The sequence below is a fragment of the Sphaerochaeta halotolerans genome (genome assembly GCF_003429665.1).
GTDB classification, from domain to species: Bacteria; Spirochaetota; Spirochaetia; order Sphaerochaetales; family Sphaerochaetaceae; genus Sphaerochaeta; species Sphaerochaeta halotolerans.
The window spans coordinates 1-25,488 of sequence record NZ_QUWK01000021.1; the positions used below are offsets into that span (position 1 = coordinate 1).

At 40.5% G+C, this 25,488-nt stretch carries 23 protein-coding genes; 11 read left to right on the forward strand and 12 right to left on the reverse strand.

Annotation, left to right across the window (positions count from 1 at the left end; all coding sequences use genetic code 11):
• Positions 1-254: 254 nt before the first annotated feature.
• A complete protein-coding gene (locus DYP60_RS14360) occupies positions 255-395 on the forward strand; it encodes a hypothetical protein (protein WP_165849592.1) in 141 nt (46 codons plus the stop codon).
• 2 nt (positions 396-397) lie between these two features.
• Complete coding sequence (locus DYP60_RS13200; protein WP_117331490.1) at positions 398-1,861, forward strand: deoxyguanosinetriphosphate triphosphohydrolase family protein; 1,464 nt, start codon at positions 398-400, stop codon at positions 1,859-1,861.
• Positions 1,862-2,309: 448 nt separating this feature from the next.
• On the opposite strand, the gene DYP60_RS13205 is transcribed toward DYP60_RS13200, so the two are convergent.
• Positions 2,310-3,668 (reverse strand): DUF6880 family protein, encoded by a 1,359-nt coding sequence (locus DYP60_RS13205; protein WP_117331491.1) that lies wholly within the window; start codon positions 3,666-3,668, stop codon positions 2,310-2,312.
• Positions 3,669-3,898: 230 nt separating this feature from the next.
• The gene (locus DYP60_RS14365) at positions 3,899-4,036 is read right to left on the reverse strand and encodes a hypothetical protein (RefSeq protein ID WP_206363146.1); all 138 of its coding nucleotides are present in this window, start codon (positions 4,034-4,036) and stop codon (positions 3,899-3,901) included.
• A 191-nt stretch (positions 4,037-4,227) separates the two neighbouring features.
• Here DYP60_RS14365 and DYP60_RS14780 point away from each other — a divergent pair, with 191 nt between their 5' ends.
• The 3 genes from DYP60_RS14780 to DYP60_RS13220 all read left to right on the forward strand — a co-directional run bounded on the left by DYP60_RS14780 (position 4,228) and on the right by DYP60_RS13220 (position 8,659).
• A complete protein-coding gene (locus DYP60_RS14780) occupies positions 4,228-4,536 on the forward strand; it encodes an SMODS domain-containing nucleotidyltransferase (RefSeq protein ID WP_117331492.1) in 309 nt (102 codons plus the stop codon).
• A 1,126-nt stretch (positions 4,537-5,662) separates the two neighbouring features.
• A complete protein-coding gene (locus DYP60_RS13215; RefSeq protein ID WP_117331493.1) occupies positions 5,663-7,210 on the forward strand; it encodes an RES domain-containing protein in 1,548 nt (515 codons plus the stop codon).
• Positions 7,211-8,002: 792 nt separating this feature from the next.
• The gene (locus DYP60_RS13220) at positions 8,003-8,659 is read left to right on the forward strand and encodes a hypothetical protein (RefSeq protein ID WP_117331494.1); all 657 of its coding nucleotides are present in this window, start codon (positions 8,003-8,005) and stop codon (positions 8,657-8,659) included.
• A gap of 122 nt (positions 8,660-8,781) precedes the next feature.
• Here the strand turns inward: DYP60_RS13220 and DYP60_RS13225 are convergent, their stop codons facing one another.
• A complete protein-coding gene (locus tag DYP60_RS13225) occupies positions 8,782-9,789 on the reverse strand; it encodes a nucleotidyl transferase AbiEii/AbiGii toxin family protein (protein WP_117331495.1) in 1,008 nt (335 codons plus the stop codon).
• Positions 9,777-10,400, reverse strand: coding sequence for a DUF6088 family protein (locus tag DYP60_RS13230; protein ID WP_206363147.1), 624 nt, complete (start codon positions 10,398-10,400; stop codon positions 9,777-9,779). Before DYP60_RS13230 ends, DYP60_RS13225 begins: the two co-directional genes overlap by 13 nt.
• Before the next feature lie 421 nt (positions 10,401-10,821).
• On the opposite strand from DYP60_RS13230, the gene DYP60_RS14080 reads away from it, so the two are divergent.
• The 6 genes from DYP60_RS14080 (at position 10,822) to DYP60_RS13260 (ending at position 17,596) form a co-directional block, all read left to right on the forward strand.
• A complete protein-coding gene (locus DYP60_RS14080; protein ID WP_133299352.1) occupies positions 10,822-11,004 on the forward strand; it encodes a hypothetical protein in 183 nt (60 codons plus the stop codon).
• A gap of 563 nt (positions 11,005-11,567) precedes the next feature.
• Positions 11,568-12,773 (forward strand): CapA family protein, encoded by a 1,206-nt coding sequence (locus tag DYP60_RS13240; RefSeq protein WP_117331497.1) that lies wholly within the window; start codon positions 11,568-11,570, stop codon positions 12,771-12,773.
• Positions 12,770-14,245: a lipopolysaccharide biosynthesis protein gene (locus DYP60_RS13245; RefSeq protein ID WP_117331498.1), complete on the forward strand. Its 1,476-nt coding sequence runs from the start codon at positions 12,770-12,772 to the stop codon at positions 14,243-14,245. The genes DYP60_RS13240 and DYP60_RS13245 overlap by 4 nt, the downstream gene beginning before the upstream one ends.
• 17 nt (positions 14,246-14,262) lie before the next feature.
• The gene (locus DYP60_RS13250) at positions 14,263-15,444 is read left to right on the forward strand and encodes a polysialyltransferase family glycosyltransferase (protein ID WP_117331499.1); all 1,182 of its coding nucleotides are present in this window, start codon (positions 14,263-14,265) and stop codon (positions 15,442-15,444) included.
• Positions 15,445-15,536: 92 nt separating this feature from the next.
• Entirely contained in the window at positions 15,537-16,406 is an 870-nt protein-coding gene (locus DYP60_RS13255; RefSeq protein WP_117331500.1) for an N-acetylneuraminate synthase family protein, read from the forward strand.
• 14 nt (positions 16,407-16,420) lie between these two features.
• The gene (locus tag DYP60_RS13260) at positions 16,421-17,596 is read left to right on the forward strand and encodes an N-acylneuraminate cytidylyltransferase (RefSeq protein WP_117331501.1); all 1,176 of its coding nucleotides are present in this window, start codon (positions 16,421-16,423) and stop codon (positions 17,594-17,596) included.
• Between the two features lie 269 nt (positions 17,597-17,865).
• Here DYP60_RS13260 and DYP60_RS13265 read toward each other — a convergent pair whose 3' ends face one another.
• The 8 genes from DYP60_RS13265 to DYP60_RS13300 form a co-directional block, all read right to left on the reverse strand.
• Positions 17,866-18,381, reverse strand: a complete 516-nt coding sequence (locus tag DYP60_RS13265) for a metallophosphoesterase (protein ID WP_117331502.1) — start codon at positions 18,379-18,381, stop codon at positions 17,866-17,868.
• Between the two features lie 10 nt (positions 18,382-18,391).
• Entirely contained in the window at positions 18,392-19,207 is an 816-nt protein-coding gene (locus tag DYP60_RS13270) for a metallophosphoesterase (protein WP_117331503.1), read from the reverse strand.
• Entirely contained in the window at positions 19,204-20,172 is a 969-nt protein-coding gene (locus DYP60_RS13275) for an ABC transporter ATP-binding protein (protein WP_117331504.1), read from the reverse strand. Before DYP60_RS13275 ends, DYP60_RS13270 begins: the two co-directional genes overlap by 4 nt.
• Positions 20,173-20,176: 4 nt before the next feature.
• Positions 20,177-21,157, reverse strand: a complete 981-nt coding sequence (locus DYP60_RS13280; RefSeq protein WP_117331505.1) for an ABC transporter ATP-binding protein — start codon at positions 21,155-21,157, stop codon at positions 20,177-20,179.
• Between the two features lie 10 nt (positions 21,158-21,167).
• Positions 21,168-21,992 (reverse strand): ABC transporter permease, encoded by an 825-nt coding sequence (locus DYP60_RS13285; RefSeq protein WP_117331506.1) that lies wholly within the window; start codon positions 21,990-21,992, stop codon positions 21,168-21,170.
• A 9-nt stretch (positions 21,993-22,001) separates the two neighbouring features.
• The gene (locus DYP60_RS13290) at positions 22,002-22,943 is read right to left on the reverse strand and encodes an ABC transporter permease (protein WP_117331507.1); all 942 of its coding nucleotides are present in this window, start codon (positions 22,941-22,943) and stop codon (positions 22,002-22,004) included.
• Positions 22,944-23,029: 86 nt separating this feature from the next.
• Positions 23,030-24,541 (reverse strand): ABC transporter substrate-binding protein, encoded by a 1,512-nt coding sequence (locus tag DYP60_RS13295; protein ID WP_117331508.1) that lies wholly within the window; start codon positions 24,539-24,541, stop codon positions 23,030-23,032.
• A gap of 46 nt (positions 24,542-24,587) precedes the next feature.
• Positions 24,588-25,298 carry an HAD family hydrolase gene (locus tag DYP60_RS13300; protein WP_160526358.1) on the reverse strand — a complete coding sequence of 237 codons (711 nt, stop codon included), beginning with the start codon at positions 25,296-25,298 and terminating at the stop codon, positions 24,588-24,590.
• Between the last annotated feature and the right edge of the window lie 190 nt (positions 25,299-25,488).

Genomic DNA, 25,488 nt, shown 5'->3' on the forward strand with positions numbered 1-25,488 from the left:
TGTCTATCAACACTTACGTAGATCAGTGTCTATCAACACTTACGTAGATCAGTGTCTATCAACACTTACGTAGATCAGTGTCTATCAACACTTACGTAGATCATTAGCTTAATAGAAAAACCCATCAAAATTGTTTGCATTTTTTAGACCCATTTAATATACTGTTTCTATCATTTTAAAAATGATAGCGCAATTATTATATATTTGGACTTGAAAAGAGAGTTCCCTGTTATTTCAAAGGAGGTCATACTTTTATGGAAAAGTCGATTGCAAAAAGTAATCCAGCCTTTATTAAGGCAACGAACCAAGTTAAGGAAACAAAACACTTTGAAGGAAAGCCAGTAATTAATAGCTCTCTCCGCAAACTCGTGATCGAAGCTAGACAACACAAATAGTTATGAGTTTGTATACGGAGAAAGATTTTCATCGTTTAAAACCTATTGAATCGAATAAAGGAGATCTTCCCCAAGACGCATCTAGAACTGATGTTCGCCGGGATTATGCTCGAATTCTCCACTCTCCAGCGTTTCGAAGACTACAAGGGAAAACTCAGCTTTTTCCTGGTGATGAAACGGATTTTTTCCGAAACCGATTAACTCATTCTTTAGAAGTTGCACAAATTGCAAAAGATATTGCTATCAAGATTAATCACGATGTTGAATTCTTTAAAATGGGGGAAAATAGTATCAATCCTGATATCTGTGAAATAGCTGGATTAATACATGACTTAGGACATCCTCCTTTTGGCCATAATGGAGAAAAAGCATTAGATGATTGTATGAAGAGTACTGGAGGATTTGAGGGCAATGCTCAAACGCTCCATATTCTATTAAGAACTGAAAAGAAAGAAATGGGTCCTGGAGCTAACTATGCTACAGGGTATGAAAAAGCGGTCGATAAAAGGTTGGGGTTGAATCTAACTCATCGGGTAGTAGCGTCGGCATTGAAATATGATCAGATTATTCCTTATTGTAGGAAAAAAACTGATAAATTGGTTAAAGGATATTATTCTATCGATTCAGAAATGATTGATACAATAAAAAGCAATATCCGCCAAAATGTATCATCAGATAAACCATTTAAAACTATAGAATGTCAGATTATGGATATTGCAGATGATATTGCGTATTCTACGTATGACATCGAAGATGCTTTGAAGGCTGAATTTATTACACCTTTTGATATTATTTCTTGTGGGTCTGGTATCACTGGGCAGATAGCAAAGAAAATTAATGAAACAGAGGGGCGAGATTTTATAACTTCTGATGAAGTGAAGAGGCGTTTGTTAGAAATCTTTGGGTCTACTCTAGCCCCAATTACGGAACCTTTTGGGGAATATAAAGGGGGCGATGATCCTTCTGCTACACTAAAGCTTTATGAGCTGCTTGAAAAAGTGACTTCTTCTTATGAAGCATCCAAATGGTTTTCTCAAAACGGGTATATTCGCACAAGTTCTACATCATTTTTAGTGCATTGGTTTATCCTAGGCGTAAAGGTCGATATAAATGAAGAAGATCCTACACAATCAAAAGTTTATTTAGATGAAGAAACAAAAAAGAATGTTGAAGTTCTTAAGCATTATTGCTTTATTAATTTAATAAACTCTCCTAAGCTAAAAATTTCAGAGTTTCGTGGATATGATATTATTAGAAGTATTTTCGCTGTCTTAACTAATAGTGATGAAGAGGGGCATAAGCTTTTGCCAGCTGACTTTCAGAAAATATATGAAATTTTGCCAACAAATACTGCAAAGAACAGGCTAGTATGTGATTTCATTGCTGGAATGACGGACCGATATGCGATAGAATTTTATGGTCGTTTAAATTCTGAAAATCCTCAAAGTATTTTTAAACCTTTTTAAATAGAGTTATTATTGTACTAAACCGCTACGCGGTGGCCTAGGCTTTTTCATTACCCGACCAGCTGCACCATCGGTACCAGGTTTATCATCGGTACCAGGAAGAATTGTCACATTTTCCACATCCGAAGGAATTTTCATTTTTTTTGGACAGATCAAATCAATATTAATATTGTGAACGTTAAAAAAGTTTCTACTGTATTATTGGTCATTATAGTTTTCATGGATCCCTCTTCTGTCTCCAGATGGCACCAATCAGAAAGTGCCCATCAAAGCGTACGCAGATCAACTATTGTAACAGCTGATGATGACTACTCTAAAAAAAGGAGAGGTATAACCATATTTGTACAATTATTGACTGGTACAAGTATCCGTTGAAGCAGCGCAAAAGTCTTGGTCCAGCATCATAGCAAAGTGCAGCTTTGTTTTCTCATCCCTACTATCACAGGCGTCACAGCCCTTTGCTTCTCCTGTATTGGTCCCAGAAGCTTCTTTTTCTCTTATTTTCCAGCAAGAGGTGCATCTTGTATGTATTATGGGTAGGGAAGGTTTTCCAATCTTTGACCAGAGGGGCAAAAGCATCCATTGCATTGAGATAATCCACCCCATGGTGATAGCTCTTTGCATAAGCACGTTCCATCAGGGAATCCAGCAGGCTGCGATAGAGCAATGAGGCTGCGAGATAGCATCCACTTTCCCCCAGCTTTTGCGCTATGCGAGGCAAGGTATAGTAATTTCCCCCATCCAACCTCTGTATCCTGTCCAATACATAGGTTTCCAACCCGTCCATCATTCCTACGTCCGACAAAAACTGCGCATCCTGGTCATCGAAGGAAGGATTCTGACAAATTGAGGTCACCTCGTTTGCCAGGACCTCCTCCCGCTTCTCTTGACCCATCACGAGCAAGAGTTCTTCCAAGGCATCGAGCGTACGATAGGACTTGAAGTTCTTATAGAGAAGGGCGATGAGGCTTTCACGGTCGCCTTGCATTGCATAGATTTCCTTCAGGATTTCTTCAACCTCATAACGATTGGAAGAATCGTTTGCAGGAATCCTCTTGACCCAAGCAAGTGCCGACTCAGCATCCTGCTTCTCACAGAAAACACGTGCTAGTGCAAGCATCCTGGGTGTCGGCAGTTCTACCTGCTTGCCTTGCAGGGCAGCTGCAAAGAGATTCGCTTCCTCCTGCTGGTTGCGTATGGATGCAATCATCCTTGCATAGGATCTCTGTTTCTTTTCTTCTTTCTCATTTTCCACCAATACCTGCAATTTATCCAGTATGAGGGCCAACACCGGGTCTCCAAGGAATTCTGTGAGATTCTCCATGAGTGAAGATCGCGCACCGTAGGCATCCTTTTCGGACACTCGCAAAAACAGGGTTGCCACCTTCTCTTTGTCCTGACAGGATGAGGCATACTGGAAAAACAGATCCTTGGCAGCTTGCAGATAGACTTCAGCAACTGTGCCATAGGAATCGTCGCACGTCTCTAAGACAAATTCATCGGTCTCAATGAACTGTGCAATCAGTTCCAATCCATTACAGGGATCTGTTATCCTTTCTTCAATGTCTGCAAGCATTCTCTCCAGAACCTTTGCAAAGGAATAAGTCATCCTGGAATCAATGAATTGGGTGGAGTTTTTCAATGCTGTTAACTTTCGTCTGAATCTTTCGAGATTCTCTTGCTCGCTTGATATGAGCATGTTGATCCTGTCATCGACTTGGGAAATATTGCTTGCCAGTTCCAACAGGGTATCAACAAGAGTCTCAAGGCCAAGGTCCATCAGTTTCTGTTTACGGTTATCAGGCATATATCTCTCTCCGGGAACGAGTCAAAGCTTCTGTGAATTCTGCAGGAAAGAGGAAGAAGTTTCTACTGTTTCCATTGGTTCTCGAGCTTGCTTTTACGTTGACCATTATCGGTATTTTGGTCACTGGATAACTTCATCAGTCTACCAAGCCGTGCACAGATCACTTTAACCCCCTGCATCAAGAAGATTCCTTGTGATGCAGGAGGGATTTTTGACTGACCTCGTAATCCCTAAATCATTTGCTTCGGACTCGCATTCCTGCCCGTCCAGCCCTGGCTTCGTGCCCAGACCCTCATCTCTCTTGCCTCGTCTCTCTCTCCTTCATGGATGGTATCATCGGTACCAGGAAGAATTGTCACATTTTCCACAAAAACCTTCATTTTAGGCCACTGGAAGCGTGATTTGGCGATTTGAGGTACCGGGTAGAACTGTCACATTTTCCACACAGTTTGAGAGATGGGTCTTGCGAGACTCTCAGAATAAAAGTGTCTAATAAACCGGACTCAGATCAGTGTTTTCTAAACCGGAATCAGATCACAGAAAGGAGGTTTGACCCGTAATGAGTTCTCATGTAACCAAGCATGTTGGGATAATTTCTAAGGATACCAGAAACACAATCTCGGCACGCTATAGAACTGTAACGAAAGCAAGCAACAGTGAATTCTGGAATAGCACTAGCGAAACAGCTCATAGTCTCTATGTTGGTTCATACGGACGGGGTACAGCTGTGGACACAAGCGATATTGATATCCTTCTCGAACTTCCGCAGGCAGAGTATGAGAGGTATATATCGGTACCAGGAAGAATTGTCACATTTTCCACAAAAATCGGCGTTTTAGGCCCCTGGAAGCGTGATTTGGCGATTTGAGGTACCAGGAAGAACTGTCACATTTTCCACACAGTTTGAGAGAGAAATCTTGCGAGACTTGGTCGGAAAGTGTCTACAAAAGCGTGCGCAGATCGAATGTTCTAGCGAAACTATTGTGGCAGCTAACGATACGGTCAATCCAGAAATTCAAATTTTTTTAAGCCCGCAATTACAATATTGATAACAATAATATGGTAAGATCGTCGATTATCCCTCGAGTACTCATCTTGAAACTGACTTGCTGAATATCCAACAACTCCAAGAAATCTCACAGGCTTTCCCTTTTCAGCCCATACTTGCCCAGGCAACATCACTTACATGGTCTCGAGATTTTCATTGAACCAAAAAGAAATCAGATGGAATCGTCACTTCTCTGCTATGGCTCTCATTATCTTTTACACTGCTTTGTGTGCATTTCATATTCCTGTTCAGAAATATATCCTGCATTCCATTTTTCTGTAGCTTGTGGATGATTTCTATGATAACGTTATAGCAATTAGAAGGATCTCTGTGGGGAATAGCTTCGCATTGATTCTGAGGACAGCTGTTGCTTCAGTGATTCCTGTGTTTTTTATCTCACTAGGAATCCATTCTGTTTATACCCCGGTTCCAGTTTGAATATGACTCTCGTAATAGCCCTGGATGTTTCGGCGCGTGGGTGTATGTGAGAGGACAGGCAGGATAATTTCATCTGATCAGCACTGTTTGGCGGTATGATCGGATGGACTAGTCATGGGAATTTCTTGCACCGTATCTTAAAGGCCTACAGTATATCAGTGTTGGCGGTGCCGGGGAGGACTTAAGTAAAACCATACACCTGCAGAACAGTTTCTGATTTGGGCCTTTCAAAAAGTGACTAATGAAACGCGCGCAGATTAGCGTGATATGGCGATTTGAGGTACCAGGAAGAACTGTCACATTCTCCACACAGTTTGAGAGATGGATCTTGCGAGACTCTCGGATAAAAGTGTCTACCAAAGCGTGCGCAGATCAAAAAGGTCAATTTGTCTAGCAATTCTTACTCTAGTCGTTAATTGTATCAGACTATCTCGACTTACTGATAGAAAACTTTTTAAATCTCATCAATTATGATCATTAACTCTTTCTGAAGATATGAGGATAGGAAATGGACGATAGCAATTCTAAAAATGAAGAGAAAATTAATCAAAACATTGTTGTTAAACAAGCAGAAAAAGAAATCCAGAAACAAGATTTACAAGGGTGCCCAAACCAACGGACAAATCTCGGTACTGCATCGAAGGTGCTTAGAAATGATTTGGACTCCGGCAATCAAGTTAATAAGACAACAATTGAATTAATTTCAGAATTATATCCACCAGAGGTAGTTGAGACAACCAAAAGAGCTATTGATATCATGAAACCAATAGTTGATTCTGCTGAATTCAAAGAAATAACCAAGAAGAGTACAGAAATTGCAAAATTATACAGTGATACTTTGGAAACAATTAGCCCGTCAGTAAGTAAGTATATTGAAAAATACTATAATCCGCAGATACTTGAGAAAGCTTCTAAAGTTGCTGTAGAAACTTTCAAAGTTTCTGAAAGATCATTAGGATCGCTGAAATTGGATCAATACATTAAAGCAATTGATGATTCTAATTTAATGAAAGCAGTTAATAAGATCTCAAGTGAATATTTTCTCCCAAGTAAAAAAATTGAAGAAATTATCAGAAATAACCCATCAGTTTCTACTGTAGTTGAGGGCTATCTATCAACAAAAAAACAATTAAGTACATATGCAGATATAATTAATAAAAATATAGAAGCATATAGCATAAATGATAAAATTTCTCATTTGTCCGATATGTCAGACAGCCTAATACCAGAAATCTATAAATTATATGCTTCTTCAGCCAATCAATTCTCAAAAACAGACAAGCTGTTTGTTGATGAAGAAGACTGTAAACTTGTACCTTATATTGATACAACACGAACTAAATTCTTGCTGGAGGAAAAACCCTTTATAGATAATCTTCAAGAACTTTTTCCTCAACTTGAAGATAGAGAAATAATTGATTTTCGAAATTTCCTCGCTATTTATCCAATGCTTGGAATAAATAATAAAACCGGAGAACTGATATATAATGGAATGAAACGATTACTGAAAACTGATATTAACTCTTCACATTTTTACCTATTAAAAGAAAATGAATATTTATACAGATGTAGAAAATGGACTGAAGAGAGAGGAAGAACTATAGATTTTACGCTTCAAAAGATGTACGAAGCGCCAGTCGAAAAAGTAGCAATGGCTAGATTTAATCCAGCTGGCGTTAATCATCTTTATATGGCCTCTACATGGCAAACGGCGAAACATGAAGCAAGGGCTACAAGAACAAGAATCAAGTTCACTATGTTAAAAGCTAAGGTAAAGGAAAATTCATATTTTTTGAACCTTACGAAAGGCCAAAATCTGGTGTTTACTGAATGCTTACAGCCTAAGTGCAGTGATAATGATAAAGTACCTGAAGTCTATCTCATTTCAAACTTCCTATCACAATGTTGCAACAAGATTATTTCAGACAATAATCTACATATCTCAGGTATTCGTTACCCAAGTGTTTATGACGAATCTACATATTCCTATGTGTTATTTAATAAAAATAGGGATTTTTTCAAGGACGCTGTAATTATGACAAAACCTATAATATGATTATATCGGTACCAGGAAGAATTGTCACATTTTCCACAAAAACCGTGAGCATCAAACCGAATACGTCATACCCAAAGAATGGGTCCATCCTCTAGCCAAGGGCCAGGAGTATATCGGTACCAGGAAGAATTGTCACATTTTCCACAAAAAACGGCATTTTATCATCGGTACCAGGAAGGATTGTCACATTTTCCACAAAAAATGGCAATTTAGGCCTCTGCAAGCGTGATTTGGCGATTTGAGGTACCGGGTAGAACTGTCACATTTTCCACACAGTTTGAGGGAGAAATCTTGCGAGACTTGACCAAAAAGTGTCCAAACCGTGCGCAGATCAAAATGTTCTAGCGAAAACTATTGTGGTAAGCGTCATCTCGTCGGTTCTATGAAATGGATACTATCGGTACCAGGAAGAATTGTCACATTATCCACAAAAACCGGCATTTTAGGCATCTGAGAGCGTGATTTGACGATTCTAGGTACCAGGAAGAACTTCCACAAAATCCACATTGGCAGAAATCAGGATATTATTATCGGTACCAGGAAGAATTGTCACATAATCCACAGCTGTAGAAATTTCATTTTTTTTTGGACCAAGTTAATCAATATTAATAATGAAATCTCTAAAAGAGTTTCTACTGTACTTTTGGCTATTGCGTCTTTAATGGCTCCTCCCTAAAAGGAAGAGATAGAACAGTAGGCGGCCAGTGCATCCCTACAGCAGTTCTCCCAATACAAGGACCTGTTAGCCGTTCATTTCTAGAATATTGATGATGGGAAGAGGAAGGAGTCAGAATGAGAAGTTTGAAAGAAATTCATGAAAGACAGATATCGGATTGTCTGAAAGTAACAGAGTTGGAATATCGGCCATACGATCCTGGGAAGTATCTGTATATAATGTTTTGCAAACGTGATGATCTTTTGTCAGACGAGTATATTGAGCTCATGTATGTTATTCTTGTTGCTTGGGGCATGAATTCCAGAGGTGCGCAACTGAATGCTTTTGATAGTTTTCGTGCTACTTTACTTGAAAACAAGGATAGAATTCAAAAGCTACGAGATCAAAATATTTGTTTGGAGACTATTGATTTTGATAGCAAAAAGGAACAAATCAAAGAATTATTCACTTCCTTGGATTTAATGAAAGGAGGTAAAACTTCAAGATTTGTAACCTATTCGAAGACACTCCATCTCTTGCTTCCCAATCTATGCGTACCGATGGATAGGAAATATACATTGTCCTTTTATCCGAGTAATGTTCCTAAAGCTCTTGATAAGCAATTCATTAAATACTGGATGATTATGAAGGATATGCAGTCTTATGCTAAAGATCATGAAAAAGTTCTTAAACAAGCCATAGCCAATAAGGTAGATCAGCCATGGAATCAAAATCTAACGAAAGTGATAGATAATATTCTCATCGGTTGGAATTTAAAAACGAAGCTCAAGTGAAATAAGATTCATTATTATTATCGGTACCAGGAAGAACTGTCACAAAATCCATATCTGCAGAAATTTGGATCTTACTAGCCTCTTCCCACCTCTCAGAAAGTGGTTGCTGAACCTGACTCAGATCATTTTCTCCACAATGCATTTATTTCGTTTTCAAGCTGTTCGATGTACTGCATAAGTGTCTCAAAATCAGGATAGTCGCCATAGATCATTTCCTTCATTGTTTTGTAATCACTCTCAAGTTTTTTCTTGCTATGCGCAGGAGGATTCAAACGGAATGTCCCAGGTTTTGCTTCGTCATATTTTGCCCATCCACGCGGGTAGAATTTTTTCTTGAAATCAACAACCTTTTGAAGTAATGCAACCTTTAAGAACGCTTTCTCCTTAACATCTGAATGAGCAAGACGATACAAATCATAATAATGTCGTGAATACCGAGAAGGCATGACAGAATTTTCGGGACGATGTGCTTCGTGATGAAGAATAGTAGCCTTTTCCCAGAAAGTGCGTTCTGGAAGCACCGTAAGAATTTCTGTTGATCTTTGTGTAAAGACGTGTGGATATTGCTCTGCACTGTATGGAACGATCCTTGTCTCTTCTGTAGGAGTCCATGCTGCAAGCGGTCCTATTTCAAGCCTGATCGCCTGCGTAATGGCAGAAGAATCGAAAATATGCGGGTAGTTGAAATTGATGGTCTGTGGTTCTTGTGCATCAACAGATATATCTGCATCGATTCCAAGTATATGGGTGAAATCATGTATGAGCAGAGGCGCAAGCTTCTCACCTATAAACTGTTCTGCTTGTGCATTTGCACCTTTATTGAATAGATCCTGCTTTTTGTTGCTTCTCGATTCCCATGGCTCTTTTATTGCATAGCCTAAGATACGCCAGTCAAGAATCAAGTCGATATCTTCGGAAAAACGTTCAATAACATGCCATGCCTTTGAAAGGCTTGTCCCGCCTTTGAAAGCAAAAGCATCTTTAAACTGACATTTATGGAAAAGATATTCAAGTGTGATACATACCCAGAAATCTTTTTCCACAATCGCTTCGTTCAAATGCATCTTTGCTGCGGTATTTCGGAATAATGCTCGGCGATCATCAACATTCAGCTTTGCTATTTTGTACATTGCATCTCTCCACAGATTCTCTTAATTGCCTCTATAATCCAGGCAGAAGCATTACGGGATTCAATCAACAGTTTTTCTGCTTCGTTGCCTGTTAAATTTTTTTGTATTTTGGCGAGTTGGGCATCTGTTACCTGCCCCTTTCCCAAGGCTTTGAGTGCCTGGATGATGAGTAGGGTTTTCTCGGACATACCGGTAATTTCCCGGTTTGCCCGATGCTTGAATTCTATAGTATTGGATCCAATGTTATATTTCTTATACGGGCCGTCACTAACGAAAGACCAGCTGGAACTTACTTGCGTGGAAAGTCCCAACAAATTGAGTGCGATATTTCCACTCGGAGCGATAGTCCAGGAATTTGTACGAGCAATACTCTTTGCTGTCTGATATATGTCTACGGCTTCGTTTTCATTGAGAAAAGGGTTGAATGACGGTTTGTCATATATGCCGGGTGCTATACGACGAATAGTACCATTGTCGGTAAGACGTTTGAGACATTGGCGAATGGCAGGACCGTCGCCAATATCCTGGAAATCCCGTATTGTAAAGACTGTCCCGGGTTTCTTGTTGGTGATAAGGTTTTGGATTTGTGCCATTGTTGTTTTTTGCTTCATTCCCCCCCCCTTTATTTCTAGTCACAAAAATTGTATATTTTATGTGACAAAAAAACAAGGATTATCTGTTCCAGGAAAGAAATCCACCTCATTGAGAAGTGGTGCCAGCTTGTATTATCGGTACCAGGTAGAACTGTCACAAAATCCACATCCGAAGAAATTGTCATTTTTTTTGGATTATGCTAATCAATATTAATAATAGAATCTCTAAAGGAGTTTCTACTGTACTATGGGCTATAACATCTCTCATGGAGCCTTCTTCTGTTTTCCGATAGATACCACTCAGAAAGTGTCCACCAAACCATACGCAGGTCAGATATGATTATCTGGTGTGTAGCTGTAGAAGGCGCAGGGACAGGAAGCAGCGCAGCTGCACCAACCGTTCGATCAGCTTCTAAAGACCCTCTCGGATACTCTCGGGTTGTCATGGCGATTGGTTGAGGAATTCGATTCCGATGCCTTGGTAGGTGCGGTCGAAAGGGTGGTCATCAAGCAGGATACCATCGATGTGGTGATGAAGTATCGGCAGGTGGCGAATGGTTTATTATCGGTACCAGGAAGAATTGTCATATTATCCACAAAAACCGCCGAATTAGGGCACTGAGAGCGTGATTTGACGATTCAAGGTACCAGGTAGAACTTCCACAAAATCCACACACTTGGGAATCAGGATCTTGCTAGACTTGGTCAGAAGGTGTCTATCAACCCTTATTCAGATCACGATCACGTGATGAGAAAGGAACCGGTATGGGTACCGGTTCGCAGGAAGAAAATCCACAAAATCCACATCGGCAGAAATCAGGATCTTACTGGACCCACTCAAAAAGTGTCCTCTAAACCGGACTCAGATCAGTCCTCCTGTGTGTTGATTATGATAAATAAACATTACAGGGACGACCCTTCCTTTTGCAACCGCCTTCAGCTCAGGCTGCTTTACTTTCTAGGATCGAGATGTCATTATTATCCCAATCACACCAAAAAAGTGATTGAACCAATTTAAATATGAGGAGGATGGGAAAATTGTGCTTTCATCACAAAAAGGCTTTGATCTCTATTTAAAACTTATGAACGATGATTATTTAGTTTCTAGCTTAACTGAAACTGTATATGATACAGAAGTTAAGAAACCAGAAGTTTGATTTATGGTTCTCTATCCATACTACTGTAATGAAGGAAACTTTCTTGAACGATACAACTTTCTCCATACTCATAGCTGGAGACATGGTTCCAACCCAATCCAATCAAGAACTCTTTGTAAAGGGTGATATGTCTTCCTTGTTAGGCGATTCTCTGTATGAAGCCTTTCAGAAGGCTGATATTTCATCATTGAACCTAGAGTGTCCACTTACTACGAGTGACACTCCGATTGAAAAGAATGGACCAAACCTACGTGCACTTCCAGAAACTATAAATGGTATAAAGGCACTGAATCCTACAGTGGTTGGGTTATCAAACAATCATATTCTGGACTATGGAGAGAAAGGATTGTCGGATACACTCTCTCTGTTATCTGAGAATGGTATACCTTTTGTTGGTGTGGGTAATAATCTAAGCGAGGCAGTTCAATCAATCCATGTTGTAGAGAAAAAAGGTTGGAGAATCGGTTTTTATGCTTGTGCTGAACATGAATTTTCCATAGCTACAGAAGAGAGCCCGGGTGCCAATCCGTTTGATGCACTTGTAACTGGAGATGTAGTCAAATCTTTGAAAGATGAATATCAACTCGATATATTGATTGTGCTCTACCATGGAGGGAAGGAATATTATCAGTATCCATCTCCTGGATTACAGAAGGTGAGTCGATATTTAGTAGAGAAGGGTGCAAATCTTGTCGTGTGCCAACATAGCCATTGTATTGGTGCTTATGAGCACTATCAAGATGGAGATATTGTATACGGGCAAGGGAATTTCATATTTGATATGAAACATCCTCTTTCTAAGCAAAGCCTTTTACTTGCATATGAACTTCAGAAAGGAAAGCAGCCAGTACTTTCATTCATTCCTATCAAGTGTAAGGATGATAAGAGTGGTACAGTATGTACTGCAGAGGGTGAAGAAAAGAAAGTCATACTAGATGGTTTAAAAAAGAGATCTGAAGAGGTTTTACTACAAGGGGTTATTGATAGAAAATATGCAGAGTTCTCAAAGACCATGGTATATTCCTATCTATCAATTTTGTCCCCTTTTGGAAAGTGGTTTTCAAGATTTGATCGGTATATCTTTAAAGGACGGTTGATCAAGTGGTTATATCCGAAAAGAAAGCTACTGGTTCTCCAGAATATAGTTGAGTGCGAAGCGCATAGTGAGTTGCTGTGTAAAGGTATAGCAATAGCTTCCATGAATGACGATTCAAGAAGTCCCAAGAAATCATGAGTGGAAAGAAAACCGTATTAGCGAACTCCTTTTATTATACATTTAGTTCGTTCTTGGTAAAAGCTTTTGGTTTTTTCCTTCTTCCTGTCTATACTGCATATCTTTCACCTGGTGACTATGGTATTACTAACCTCGTTCATTCATTTTTAAGTGTTGCTACTTTTATTGTCTCCTTCTCTCTCTATGCAGCCATTCCCCGGTTCTACGTGGAATATAAAGAAGACCAAGAGAAAGTAAAATCTCTATTTGGATCAATAATAATTTTTACTTTCATCATGGGGATGATATTTTTAGGTGTAAGTATCTTGTTCTCCAAGGTGATGGTAAGGTTCCTATTTACGGGCATTCCATTCTATCCCTACGTGCTGATTGCACTGATTACGCTATTATTTCAAAGTCTCCATACAATTCATGAAAATATTCTGAAAGCTATACAGAAAGGAAAATTTCTTGCTTCACTGAGTGTAATCGTCTTTCTCCTGCAAACAGGAATTACGATTGTATTTGTAGTAGTTCTAAAGTTAGGTCCTGTAGGCGTACTCCTATCTCAAGCTATCATCAGTTTTATCTACAGTATTTTTATGGTATTTGATTTGAGAAAACGAAATTTGCTTTCGTTCTCTTTTAATTGGAAGCTTTTAAAACGTGCACTTTCTTATTCTATTCCAATTATTCCCCATAATTTATCTACTAGCATAGCTTCATTTGTTTCAAAGATTTTTATCAATAATTCTGCTTCCCTTGCTTCAGTTGGTTTGTATGGTATAGCAATGCAATTTGGGAGTCTGATTGATCTATTCCAGATTTCTGTCAATAAAGCATTTACTCCTTGGTTTTTTAACGTGTTACATGAAGGAAAAGGGAAGTCTGATATTGATCAGATGGAATTTGCAAAAATTCTCTTATCATTGTATTCAGTTATTTATCTGGGGATTGGCCTTTTCTCACAGGAAGTTATCCTTCTAATGACACATAGCCGTTATGCTCTAGCATGGAAAGTTGTTCCTATCCTTGTAGTTGCTTTCTCTGTTAAGTCGATTTATTACTTTTATGTCAATATTCTTTTTTACCACCAAGAAGCTGCAAGAAAAATATTCTATGCGTCTGTATCTGGAAGCTTTCTTGATATTTCACTTGCTGCAATATTAATTCCACGATTTGGAATGTATGGAGCCGCTCTGTCTTTTCTTATTGCAAAGATTTGTATTGTTATTATAGTAGTGATACTTTCCAGGAAATATAATCAGGGCATGTTTGATGTATTTGGAATGATACGTACTATTCTGCCTAGTATCCTATTAATTGGTTTAGGGCTGATATTCAGTTACACCAAATATGAAGCTGTGTTTCATTGGGGGAATTTTTTGTATAAGTGTGTGATTGTAGGTGTTTATTTACTAATGTTGATATATCGTAATAGAATTCTAATTTCTTCTCTATTGAAGAAACATAAATTACAGAGAATTTTATAGGAAATAACTTGGATAGTATGGAATTACAGCAGGTTTGCAAAAAGAAAGAAATTGTATTTAGTTGTTTTAATTTATATACTTTATACATTAGCTTTGTATATTCAGAATATTTACATGAATATTTTGGATTCCATAGTACAATAATTTGGAGAGGAACTATTCTCAAGTTACCTCCGAATTTACATGCTAGTTGGAATGTGACTATAGCGAGTATACCAATATTTAGTAAGATGAATGGGTATGTCCCTAGTAAAGTTGCAACATTTATTAATATTCATACCAATAAAGGAAATGTGAAGAAAATTTTATATGCACATTTTGAAGTAGTTAAAAATGCGGGTCTTTTGGTTGTGTTTAAAGATAATAATTATCTTGATATTGAAGTAATAAGATTTTTCAAAAAGTATTCAGAAGCTAAAATTGTATTAGTAGAAGAAGGCAATGGGCTTTATGCCTCATCGTGCGGGCAAATACCAGTTCGTACGAAATTAATAAAATTAGTCCTTGGATTGCCAAAAGAAACTTCATATGCTCAAGGGCAGAGTAATCTGTGGGATTATGTAATTTGTAAATATCCAGACCTATTTAGTAAAACAAAGAAGAGAGAAGCAATTTTGCAACAATCAAACGTATTTTGTAAGAAATACATGGTAAGCTTTTTAAAATTATTCTCAAATAATCAAACAATAAATCATGACTGTGATTGTATATATTTTAGCCAACCTTTGAGTGAAGATGGTTTAGTTTCTAAGGAACAAGAAATGCAAGGGATGAGTACTATATTTGATAACATCCCCTTGGAGTTGCACGTTGGCATAAAATTGCATCAAAGAGAAAAAAGAAATAAGTTTGACGAGTTAGTAAAGAAATTTCCTAATATAGAGATACTTGATCCAATATTTCAAGATTTGCCCGGAGAAATAATGTACAATTACTCAAAGCCAATACTGCTTACTCCTTTTTCTTCTGTTGCCACTAACATAATGTTCCAAGACCTTGATGCAGTAGTAATACTTCTGTATAAATATTTTCCTCTTCCTGAGAAAACCCTATCTGAGATTGAAAAGGTGTTTCGTGGTAAAACTGTGTTAACGGGTCTTGAAGAATGTGGTTTTAGAAAGAGACAATTAGACACCGAAAAAGAAGATATTGTAACAACCCCAGTTTTTAATGAAATAATACAAATTGTTAACTCATGAATATTGCTAGATTTATTTTATGTTAATCGGCAGGAATTAGTAATTGCAGTAAGTGACAAATAATACTCTCATTAAAGTAAAGAAGGCATAGAATGTATAAAAAACCAGTAATAATCGCTGAAATCGGATGCAATCATAAGGGTGATATGCACATTGCCAAAGAGATGATTGCTACGGCAGCTCTTTTTTGTAAAGCTGATATTGTAAAGTTTCAAAAGCGAAATAATAGAGAGTTATTGACAGAGGAACAGTATAATGCTCCTCATCCGGACCCTGCAAATTCTTATGGAATAACTTATGGAGAGCATAGAGAGTTTTTAGAGTTTTCGATAGAAGAACATAAGCAATTGATAGAGTGGTGTAAAGAATATAATATTGGCTATAGTACATCAGTATGGGATCTAACCTCAGCAAAATCGATAACTGCACTCAATCCGAAGATGATAAAAATTCCCTCTGCCTGTAATACCCACTGGGAAATGTTGGAGTGGTTATGTGATAATTATCTAGGAGAGATTCATGTTTCACTTGGTATGACGACAAAAGAAGAAGAAGGAAGAATTGTTGATCTTTTTATCTCTAAATCACGTTCCCAGGATTTGGTCATCTATAGTTGTACCTCTGGTTATCCTGTTCCCTTCTCAGATATTTGCCTTTTAGAAATATCAAGGCTTAAGCAGCTTTATGAAAATAAAGTGAAAGCTATAGGTTTTTCTGGTCACCATCTTGGTATTGCTGTTGATATTGCTGCTTATACGTTGGGGGCTAGTATAATCGAACGACATTACACTCTTGATAGGACTTGGAAAGGAACTGATCATGCTGCATCTTTAGAACCTGATGGCGTCCGGAGACTTGTGCGGGATTTAAATGCGGTTCATAAAGCTCTACAATCAAAGAGAGAAGAAATCTTACCAATAGAGCAAATTCAGCGTGACAAACTTAAATATAGAAAACATTGATTGGGAGTGTCGCTATGAATGTTGCCTTTATTCCTGTTAGAGGGGGCAGTAAATCAATCCCTCTAAAAAATATTAAATTGATTAATGCACGTCCTTTAATTTATTGGGTTCTTGATGCTGCAAATGAATGTAATGATATTGATGCAATATATGTATCAACAGATTCTCCTCAGATCAAAGAAGTTGTGAAAGCGTATGGATCAAGTAAGATTGTTGTTATTGATCGATCTCCCGAGACTGCAAATGATACAGCAACGACAGAAAGTGCTATGTTAGAGTTTGCAGAAAAATATGATTTTGAGAATATTTGTCTGATTCAAGCAACTTCTCCTTTACTTCAATCTACTGATTTAACACAAGGGTTTTCAGCGTTTCGAGAGCCTGGGATTGATAGTGTGTTATCAGTTGTACGGCAGAAAAGATTCATTTGGGAAAAGCGAGAAGAGAGGTTTTACCCAGTAAATTATGATTCTTTTTCACGTCCTAGACGCCAAGATTTTGATGGTTTTCTAGTTGAAAACGGAGCTTTCTATATAACAAAGAAAACATCATTGTTGCACAGTAAGAATAGGATTTCTGGGAAAATCCAAGTTGTAGAAATGCCTGAAGAAACATATCTCGAGATTGATGAACCTAGCGATTGGGAAATAATTGAAGCCATTCTGAAGAAAAATAAACAGCCTAAACTAGAGACTAAACAAATCAAAATGTTTGTGACAGACAGTGATGGTTGTTTAACTGATGGAGGAATGTATTATTCTAATAACGGAGAAGAGTTGAAAAAATTTAATACCAAAGATGGTATGGGTATTTCGCTTGTCCAGAAACAAGGAATTATTGTTGGAATAATCACTGGAGAAAATTCTGTTATTGTTGAGAATAGGGCAAAAAAGCTTAATATCAAAGAATGTTATATAGGTATAAAAGACAAATTTCCTATACTGAAAGAGTTGTGTGAACGCTATAATATTTCACTTTCAGAGGTAGCCTATCTAGGTGATGATATAAATGACCTTGAATGCATTCAGAATGTTGGGTTTGGCTGTTGCGTGCCTAATGCCCCAGAGGAAATAAAGCAAGCTGCAAAATTTATTACGAAACTGAAGGGCGGTGAAGGGGCTGTTCGAGAGGTGTGTGAATATATTTTATCTCATTACAACTTTCCCAACCGGTTAGACTATACAATCTGAATTTCTTGATTTTTGTACATAGAAGCCCAGTGGTCATCCAGCCGCTGGCAACCCATGCTTGAGTCGTCTTTTGCGTAGCTCCCTTTCAACCAACCTGGGGATGTCGTCCCTCAGGTCCTTTGCCTTCATCACCCCGAATATTATCGGTACCAGGAAGAATTGTCACATTTCCCACAAAAAGCGTGTTTTTAGGGCACTGAGAGCGTGATAAGAAAAGACCCGGTACGGGTACCGGTTCACAGGAAGAAAATCCACAAAATCCACAGGAATCAGGATGTCTCCAGAATCATTGCAAGCTTTATATCCTCAAATAGAATGGGCGTGTAGTTGATTCTTTCCACGCTTACGCAAAAACTCTGGGAAGAGTAGTCCTTGTATGCCGGATTCCCATGCACATGCCCAAAAATATTTGCATAGGGCATTGTATTGCATATGTAGACCGGTTCATGTGAGAGAATGTAAAAACCCTCATAGAGTATCGGCCACCTTGAAACCTCAGAGAACCCCAGGGTACGCCACTGCAAAGGAGTCCTCTGCTGGTCATGGTTCCCCATTACCAGCACCTTCTCCCCTTGCAACAAGGAAAGGATTTCCTTTGTGGTCTCTTCATCCCCTGCAGAGAAATCCCCAAGGACGAACACCGTATCCTCGCTTTTGACAATCCCATTCCAATGCTCAATGAGAGCGGTATCCATCTCCTGGACTGAAGCAAAGGGCCTGCTTTCATAACGCAGGATCCTTTCATCACAGAAATGAGTGTCGGATAGAAGATATCTCTTTCCCACAGTTGGCTCCTTACCCGATTTCAATGAATTCAAGGGCATTTTCTATCTGCTCAAGGCATGAAAGGCCATGGGATGACCTCCATTCATGATGATACCCGAGACACCGACAAGACCAATGTATGTTGTCACGGTCAATGGACTGCCTGTAATGGACATGTCCGAACAAAGCATATCGTACCGGATACCGCTTATAGAGTATTCCAAGCTCCTCGCTTCCGAGAAAAGCATTGAAATATCCCCAATCCTCTCGATTGTTGGGAACGGTCATTTCGCGGATCGGTACCATGTGGGTGACCATGAGAAAATGCTTGTCCCTTTGTTGCATCATCATCTGTTTTTCCAACCGATGCAAAAAGAAATCATTCCTCGCGATATTGTCTGCCGTCCATTGATTTCTCAAGAGGTCTTGCCAGACCCTCCCCCTGTTTCTCATCAGGGAAAACTCGTCCCTGCTGTAATTCGAGGACCCGAAACTATAGTCGTACCAACCAATGTCGCCGATGACGACAGTGTTCCCGATGGTGAACGGATGACCGCATAAGCAATGGCTGTCCTCACAGAATCTGGAATAGATTTCTTCAGTCGGTGCCGAGGCAAAATCTTCGCTCCACAGGTCATGGTTCCCGGGAACAAAAAGAACCCGGACCCCGCTTCTTGATTCAATGGCCTCCACGGTAGACAGTGTGGTTTCTATATTCCCACTGATATCCCCCGCCAATACCAATAATTGGGGTTTCTGTTCCTTGAGGCATTGGACAAGGGAACCGACGATATCATAGGAACCATTAACATCAACATGGATATCGGAAATCATGGCGACTTTCATGTATTCATTCCTTGTATCAAATGGCAGGCACAAAAATGACCTGGCGAGACTTCAACCATACTGGGATTTTCCTCAATGCAACGTTTCATGCAGGAGATGCATCGTGTATGAAAAGGACACCCAGAGGGAGACCGTGAAGGACTGGGAATATCCCCGGAAAGAAGCAGATCTTCCTTTACCGAGTCAAAAGCATCGACAGAAGCAGAGAACAATGCCTTTGTGTATGGGTGCAGGCAGTGGTGGTAAATCTGTTCGGTATCCCCCATCTCTACCAGACCACCCAAATACATTACCCCTATACGATCAGAAAGGTAGGAGACAACTTGCAGGTTATGGGAAATAAACAGATAGGTCAATCCAAACTTCTCTTGCAATTCCTGCAACAGGTTCAGAACTTGAGCCTGTACTGAGACATCCAGGGCAGAAACCACTTCGTCACACACCACAAAGGAAGGATTGAGTATCAGGGCAATGGCTATGGCAACCCGTTGGCGTTGCCCTCCGGACAATTCGCGTGGCCAACGGTCCAGATAGGAATCATCCAACCCTACCTCCTTGAGTATGGAACATACCATCGCCTTGCGTTCTTGTGCATCCTTTCCAATGCCATGGATTATCAGGGGTTCTTCCACCAACCATCCGATTCTCTTTCTTGGATTGATCGATGAATAGGGATCCTGAAAGATAATCTGGTTTTCTTTCCGCATGGCTTTTTCTTGCTTGCGGTTCCCCCGGCCGTCCTGAAAATTGGTGTACCGTACCGTACCCGAGGTAGGTTCCAGAAGACGGACCATCAATTGGCCAAGGGTTGATTTCCCACATCCTGACTCTCCCACCAGACCAAAAGTCTCTCCTTGTCGTATGGAAAAGGAAAGATCATGTACAGCTCTGACAGGTTTATTCCTTGTACCCTTGTATTCTTTTACCAATTGGCTGCATTCCACCAGGATATCATGTTGTCTCATTGTTTTACGCTTCCTCTGGATATAGATGGCAAGCTACCATATGGCCATCTCTCATAGTTGCATGGGGGCTTATGTTTTTGCAAGAAGCCATTCTTTGTGTACACCGGTTGTAAAACTGGCACCCAACCTGGGGCCTGTTTTCCAAGGAAGGTACAATTCCTGCGATGGAGTCAAGCCTCTGGTCCTTTTTGCCATAGCTGGGAATTGAGCCCAGAAGCCCCTTGGTATACGGATGCAATGGCTTGTTGAGTATCATATGCACCGGTCCATTTTCGACGATGGTTCCCGCATACATGATATGCACATAGTCACATAAATGACTTACCACCCCAAGGTCATGGGAAATGAGCATTATGGCAGTTCCCAATTCCTTATTCAATGTTTTCATCAAGCTCATTATTTGTTTTTGGATGGTGACATCCAGGGCTGTCGTGGGTTCATCGGCTATAAGCAAGGGAGGGTCATTGATCAAGGCCATGGCGATGATTATCCGTTGCCGCATTCCTCCTGACAACTGGTGAGGATAAGAGGAATATAAACGCCCGACATCAGGCAATCCCACTTTTTCCATCATGGACAACGTCGATTCCCGTGCCTGTATCTTTCCCAATCCATGATTGCGACCATTTTCCTCGATTTGTTTTCCAACCTTCACCAAGGGGTTCAAGGCTGTCATGGGTTCCTGGAAAATCATTGATATCCCTTTCCCCCGCAGGGTATTCCACTGCTGCTTGCTTTGGGAAAGAAGTTCCCTTCCTTCAAAATAGATTTTTCCTTTTCCGATATGTGCCGACTCCGGCTGCAAGCCCATACAGGCCAGGGCTGTCTGGGTTTTCCCGCACCCGGATTCCCCTACAAGGGCAAGGATTTCTCCTGAATGTATTGTCAGGGACACATCGTGTACTGCATGGCAAAATCTCCCTCCGATACGATAATCGAGGTGCAGGTGTTCAATTTCCAAAATAGCTTTTCTTTCCTTTTCCATGATGCACCTCCTATTGCTGGTTTATGCTCTGCAGGCCATCCCCAAGCAAATTGAATCCCATGACCAAGAGCGAAATGGCAACTGAGGGGATCAAGACATACCACCACGCTTGCAAAATATAGTTTTGGGCCTCACTCAACATTTTTCCGAAACTGGGATTTGGAGGCTGCATGCCCAGGCCCAGATAACTCAGACCCGCCTCACTCATCACTGCACTGGCAAACCCAAGGGAGGCTGTCACCAGCAATTCCGGGACAATATTGGGAAGGATGTGCAAGACCAGGATACGAGCATGCGAAGCGCCCCTTGCCCGCGAAGCTTGGACGAATTCAGCATTTCTGTATTTCATGAACCCGCTTCTTGCAATCCTGGTAAAACGAGGAATGGACATGAGCCCCAAGGCAAGGACCGTGTTTTGCAGGCTTGTTCCAAAAACCGCTATAATCATCAGGGCAAGCAGGATTCCGGGAAAGGCCATTTGCGTATCGATTACTTTCATGATAACCTCATCAGTCTTTCCCCCGAAATATCCAGACAGCGCACCCAGAGGCGTCCCTATCAATACCCCAAAACCAACAACCAGGATACCGATGAGCAAAGAGACCCGGGTACCAACCAAAACCCTTGAGAAGATGTCCCTGCCCAATTGGTCAGTACCCAAAATATGGGCAGTTGTAGCCCCTTGCAATTTATGTGCGATGTCAATTGCATTGGGATCATAGGGTATATAAAAGAACCCTAGGATCATCAAAGAAACTACGGTCATTACCATATAAAAACCTATGGCGAAATGTATATTGGAAAAATATCTCCGTAAGGGGAAATTGCGCTTCATTGAAAACTCCTAAAGAAGACGAATCCGTGGATCAATCAGGGAATACAACAGATCGACACTTGCATTGCACACAACCACGATACAGGCCAGATACATTACCAAGCCCTGAATGAGAGGTAAATCACGGGTTGCAATGGAAGTCGCTATCAGTTTCCCAATTCCCGGAAGTGAAAACACATTCTCGATGATGATGCTTCCTCCCAAGACGTCGGCAACCAGCATTCCGAATATCGTAATGACCGGTATCAACGAGTTTCTCAGTACATGTCGTTGCAAGACTGTATTCTCATCAAGTCCCTTGCTTCTCGCCGTTCGGACATAGTCCAATTTTTGCTCCGAGATGATGCTTACCCTAAGATAACGAATCAATACAGCCGAAGTCCCCAGGGAGAGGGAAAAAGAGGGAAGGAACAAGCCCTTGATACAAGCCAGTGGGTTTTGTGACCAGGGAGTGAACCCAAGGGAAGGGAACCAACGAAGCTTGACCGTAAAAATGCTGATCAGCAAAATGCCCATGCAAAAGGAAGGTATCGATACCCCCAGCTGGGAAACCAAGGAGAAAGGAACTATATACTTGGCTTTGTCATGTTTTGCAAGCCAGATGCCTATCGGCAATCCGATTAGAATTGTAAGGACCAAGGTAAACAGGGCAAGCAAGGCCGTTACCGAAAAACAGTCTGCAATGATACCTGATACAGGTTTTTGGTACCGAAAGGAAATACCAAGATTACCATGCAAGGCACTGCCCACCCAAGAAACGTATCGTTCAACCACTGGTTCATCAACATGCATGGTCCTTTGCAAGGCTTCAATTTGGACTGGGTCAGCATCTACTCCCAGAATTACGAGCGCTGGGTCCCCTGGAAGAATCTGAAAAACCAAGAATGTAATTACCGAAACCAAAAACAACGTAACGATAAAACCAAGTATCTTGCGAACATAATATCCCATGAAAAAGCGCTCCTCCCCGGTAGCACAGTCAATCCGCCCGATTCTGCCTGGAAAAACCAGGCGGAACCATTGGGGGACATCCTCTTCTACTCTTCAAAATACAATGTACTGAGATCCATGAATCCGACTGGATAAAAAACATATCCCTTCAAATCTTTTCTGGCAGCAACGGTCAGATTGGGATCACAAACGTAGACGGCGGCAGCATTTTCGGTAAGGATCTTCTGGCATTCCTTATACATCGATATCCTTGCTGCGTCGTTTGTCTCGACTTTTGCCTTTGTGATCAATGCATCGTAACGGGCGTTGGAAAACTTGAAGAAATTCATTGGATAAGTCGTTGTATACCGGCCCAGTACTGAATCGGGATCCAATTTCCCGGTAAGTCCGATGATGGTTGACTGGTATTGTGCCTTTGTATAGACCTGATCAAGCCATGTGGCCCATTCGATTGGCTGGATGGTAGCCTTTATTCCGATAGCAGCCAATTGCTGGGCAAAAATCTGGGCGGTATCGATATGTGCCTGATAGTTGGAAGGCACTGTAATGGTCATTTTGAACCCATTTGGATAGCCGGCCTCAAGAAGCAATTGTTTTGCCTTTGCGAGATTCTGTTCATAATAACCGGACAGGGTATCATTGTAGTACATTCCCATTACCGGACTGAAGTTCGAATCCAACTTGGTTGCATACCCACCAAAGACCCCATCAATTACATCTTGCTTATTCAAGGCATAATTGACTGCTTGCCTGACTCGTACATCTGAGAAGATTGGATCCTCATTGTTCAAGGCAAAGATTTGGACCATATTCTGGGGAGCATTGTAAATAGTATAATCAGAACTGAGTTGTTTCGCATCCTCAGCTGTAATGGAGGCAAAATCAAGTTGTCCTGATTGCAAGCCCGAGACGATTGCAGCCTCATCGGTCATGATGTAAATTTCTGCCCGCTTGATTTTGGGCATTCTGTTTGCGTCATAATAGGCCTCGTTGCGTTCCAGGACAATCCGTTGCCCAGGAGTATATTCCACAAACCGATAAGGGCCGGTCCCGACTGGATGTTCTGCTTGGTTGGTATACCCTTCCGGTACGATGGGAATTGAAGTCAAGGAAAGGAAGCCCGCTGAAGGCTCTACAAGAGTAATTACAAATGTATAGGCATCAGGGGCATTGATATTCTTGATCAATGAGAATTTGCTCGATACAGCTTTTTCACCACTCATTCCAGTTAGATTGTTATAGGTATATACTACATCTGCACTGTCAAAGGGTTTACCGTTATGGAACAAGACATTTTTTCTGAGCTTGAAAGTATAGGTAAGGCCATCAGGAGCAATAACGACACTTTCTGCCAGCCCTGGGATCATCTTCCCGTTCGTATCGTAAAGCATCAATCCTTCGAACACATTATGGAAGATTGCCTCAGTATCAGTGGCGGCCGACTTCCAGGGATCGAGGCTATCTGGTTCTGATCCGATATTTGTCCGGACCACAGAAGGCACCATTGCCTCGTTGGGTTTCACTTCCTTCACTCCTGTAGCAGTGATGGAAGAGATAGCCAGGGCAAACAAGCAAACTACTATCGACAACTTTTTCATCTAGAACTCCTAACTACGAAATTGTTTCTCTCATTACATGAGATTTTCATACGATATGATCCTGATCAAATATTCCTTGACCAATAAGTGAAGGAACAGTTTGAATCGATGAAAGGATATAGGGGTGATTCAGTTCTTCAATACCAGCAGCCCCAAAGAAATTGAGGAGGCAACTGTGCATACCCACCTGGGTAGCACCAAGAACATCATCATAATAATTATCCCCGACATACAGGCATTCTTCACTCTTCCATTCCTTGCATTTGATGGCATGTTCGAAAATTCTTTTATCTGGCTTTTCAATCTGCACCTCACTTGAGATAATGATCGGATCGAGGAAAATATCCAATCTTGTTTCGGCAAGGACGGTGCGACAACCAAGATCCCAGTTCGATATCAAGCCGATATCAATGCCTTGATCATGCAATACTTGCAATGTCGGGAATGTCCAGGGATAGGGGACCCAGGAAATGGAACGGAAATCAGCAAGATGTTTCTTGAAAAATGGTTGGCCAAGGGAAACTCCTTGCAAAAAATTTGCAATGGTTGAAAGATATCCAGTCAAGGTATCTTCTGATTTGTTCCCTAATGTTCCAGGATGGTTTTTCATATATTCTTTATTAGCCAAATGGTAGGCAAGTTTCACATCTTCCAATGAGAAAGTATATCCAGCCCGTTCAATACAAGAATGGAAACTTTCCGGGAGATTGTTTTTAACCAACGTAAGGCCCAAATCAAAGAAGACATGTTTAATCAAAAATAGTATCCCTCACTTTGTTGCACCACCTATGACGTAAGAACACTTTTCATCAACATCTTGCATCGATTGGCTGGTAAGTTCTACCGATAATCTGTAAGGATTCAATTAAAAAGGCTCTATTTGACAATTTGTATTGAAACACTACTATTCACTTGTCAAGTGTTGTATGATTGAAGCATGAAGAAGC

Bases quoted from the DNA above. Each gene is read 5' to 3' on its own strand.
- DYP60_RS13255 (WP_117331500.1), top strand. From the start codon at position 15,537: ATGTATAAAAAACCAGTAATAATCGCTGAAATCGGATGCAATCATAAG.
- DYP60_RS13295 (WP_117331508.1), bottom strand. From the start codon at position 24,541: ATGAAAAAGTTGTCGATAGTAGTTTGCTTGTTTGCCCTGGCTATCTCT.
- DYP60_RS13200 (WP_117331490.1), top strand. From the start codon at position 398: ATGAGTTTGTATACGGAGAAAGATTTTCATCGTTTAAAACCTATTGAA.
- DYP60_RS13290 (WP_117331507.1), bottom strand. From the start codon at position 22,943: ATGGGATATTATGTTCGCAAGATACTTGGTTTTATCGTTACGTTGTTT.
- DYP60_RS14360 (WP_165849592.1), top strand. From the start codon at position 255: ATGGAAAAGTCGATTGCAAAAAGTAATCCAGCCTTTATTAAGGCAACG.
- DYP60_RS13270 (WP_117331503.1), bottom strand. From the start codon at position 19,207: ATGAAAGTCGCCATGATTTCCGATATCCATGTTGATGTTAATGGTTCC.
- DYP60_RS13230 (WP_206363147.1), bottom strand. From the start codon at position 10,400: ATGAAGCAAAAAACAACAATGGCACAAATCCAAAACCTTATCACCAAC.
- DYP60_RS13225 (WP_117331495.1), bottom strand. From the start codon at position 9,789: ATGTACAAAATAGCAAAGCTGAATGTTGATGATCGCCGAGCATTATTC.
- DYP60_RS13205 (WP_117331491.1), bottom strand. From the start codon at position 3,668: ATGCCTGATAACCGTAAACAGAAACTGATGGACCTTGGCCTTGAGACT.
- DYP60_RS13260 (WP_117331501.1), top strand. From the start codon at position 16,421: ATGAATGTTGCCTTTATTCCTGTTAGAGGGGGCAGTAAATCAATCCCT.
- DYP60_RS13220 (WP_117331494.1), top strand. From the start codon at position 8,003: ATGAGAAGTTTGAAAGAAATTCATGAAAGACAGATATCGGATTGTCTG.
- DYP60_RS13245 (WP_117331498.1), top strand. From the start codon at position 12,770: ATGAGTGGAAAGAAAACCGTATTAGCGAACTCCTTTTATTATACATTT.
- DYP60_RS14780 (WP_117331492.1), top strand. From the start codon at position 4,228: ATGAGTTCTCATGTAACCAAGCATGTTGGGATAATTTCTAAGGATACC.
- DYP60_RS13285 (WP_117331506.1), bottom strand. From the start codon at position 21,992: ATGAAGCGCAATTTCCCCTTACGGAGATATTTTTCCAATATACATTTC.
- DYP60_RS13275 (WP_117331504.1), bottom strand. From the start codon at position 20,172: ATGAGACAACATGATATCCTGGTGGAATGCAGCCAATTGGTAAAAGAA.
- DYP60_RS13250 (WP_117331499.1), top strand. From the start codon at position 14,263: ATGGAATTACAGCAGGTTTGCAAAAAGAAAGAAATTGTATTTAGTTGT.
- DYP60_RS13215 (WP_117331493.1), top strand. From the start codon at position 5,663: ATGGACGATAGCAATTCTAAAAATGAAGAGAAAATTAATCAAAACATT.
- DYP60_RS13240 (WP_117331497.1), top strand. From the start codon at position 11,568: ATGAAGGAAACTTTCTTGAACGATACAACTTTCTCCATACTCATAGCT.
- DYP60_RS13280 (WP_117331505.1), bottom strand. From the start codon at position 21,157: ATGGAAAAGGAAAGAAAAGCTATTTTGGAAATTGAACACCTGCACCTC.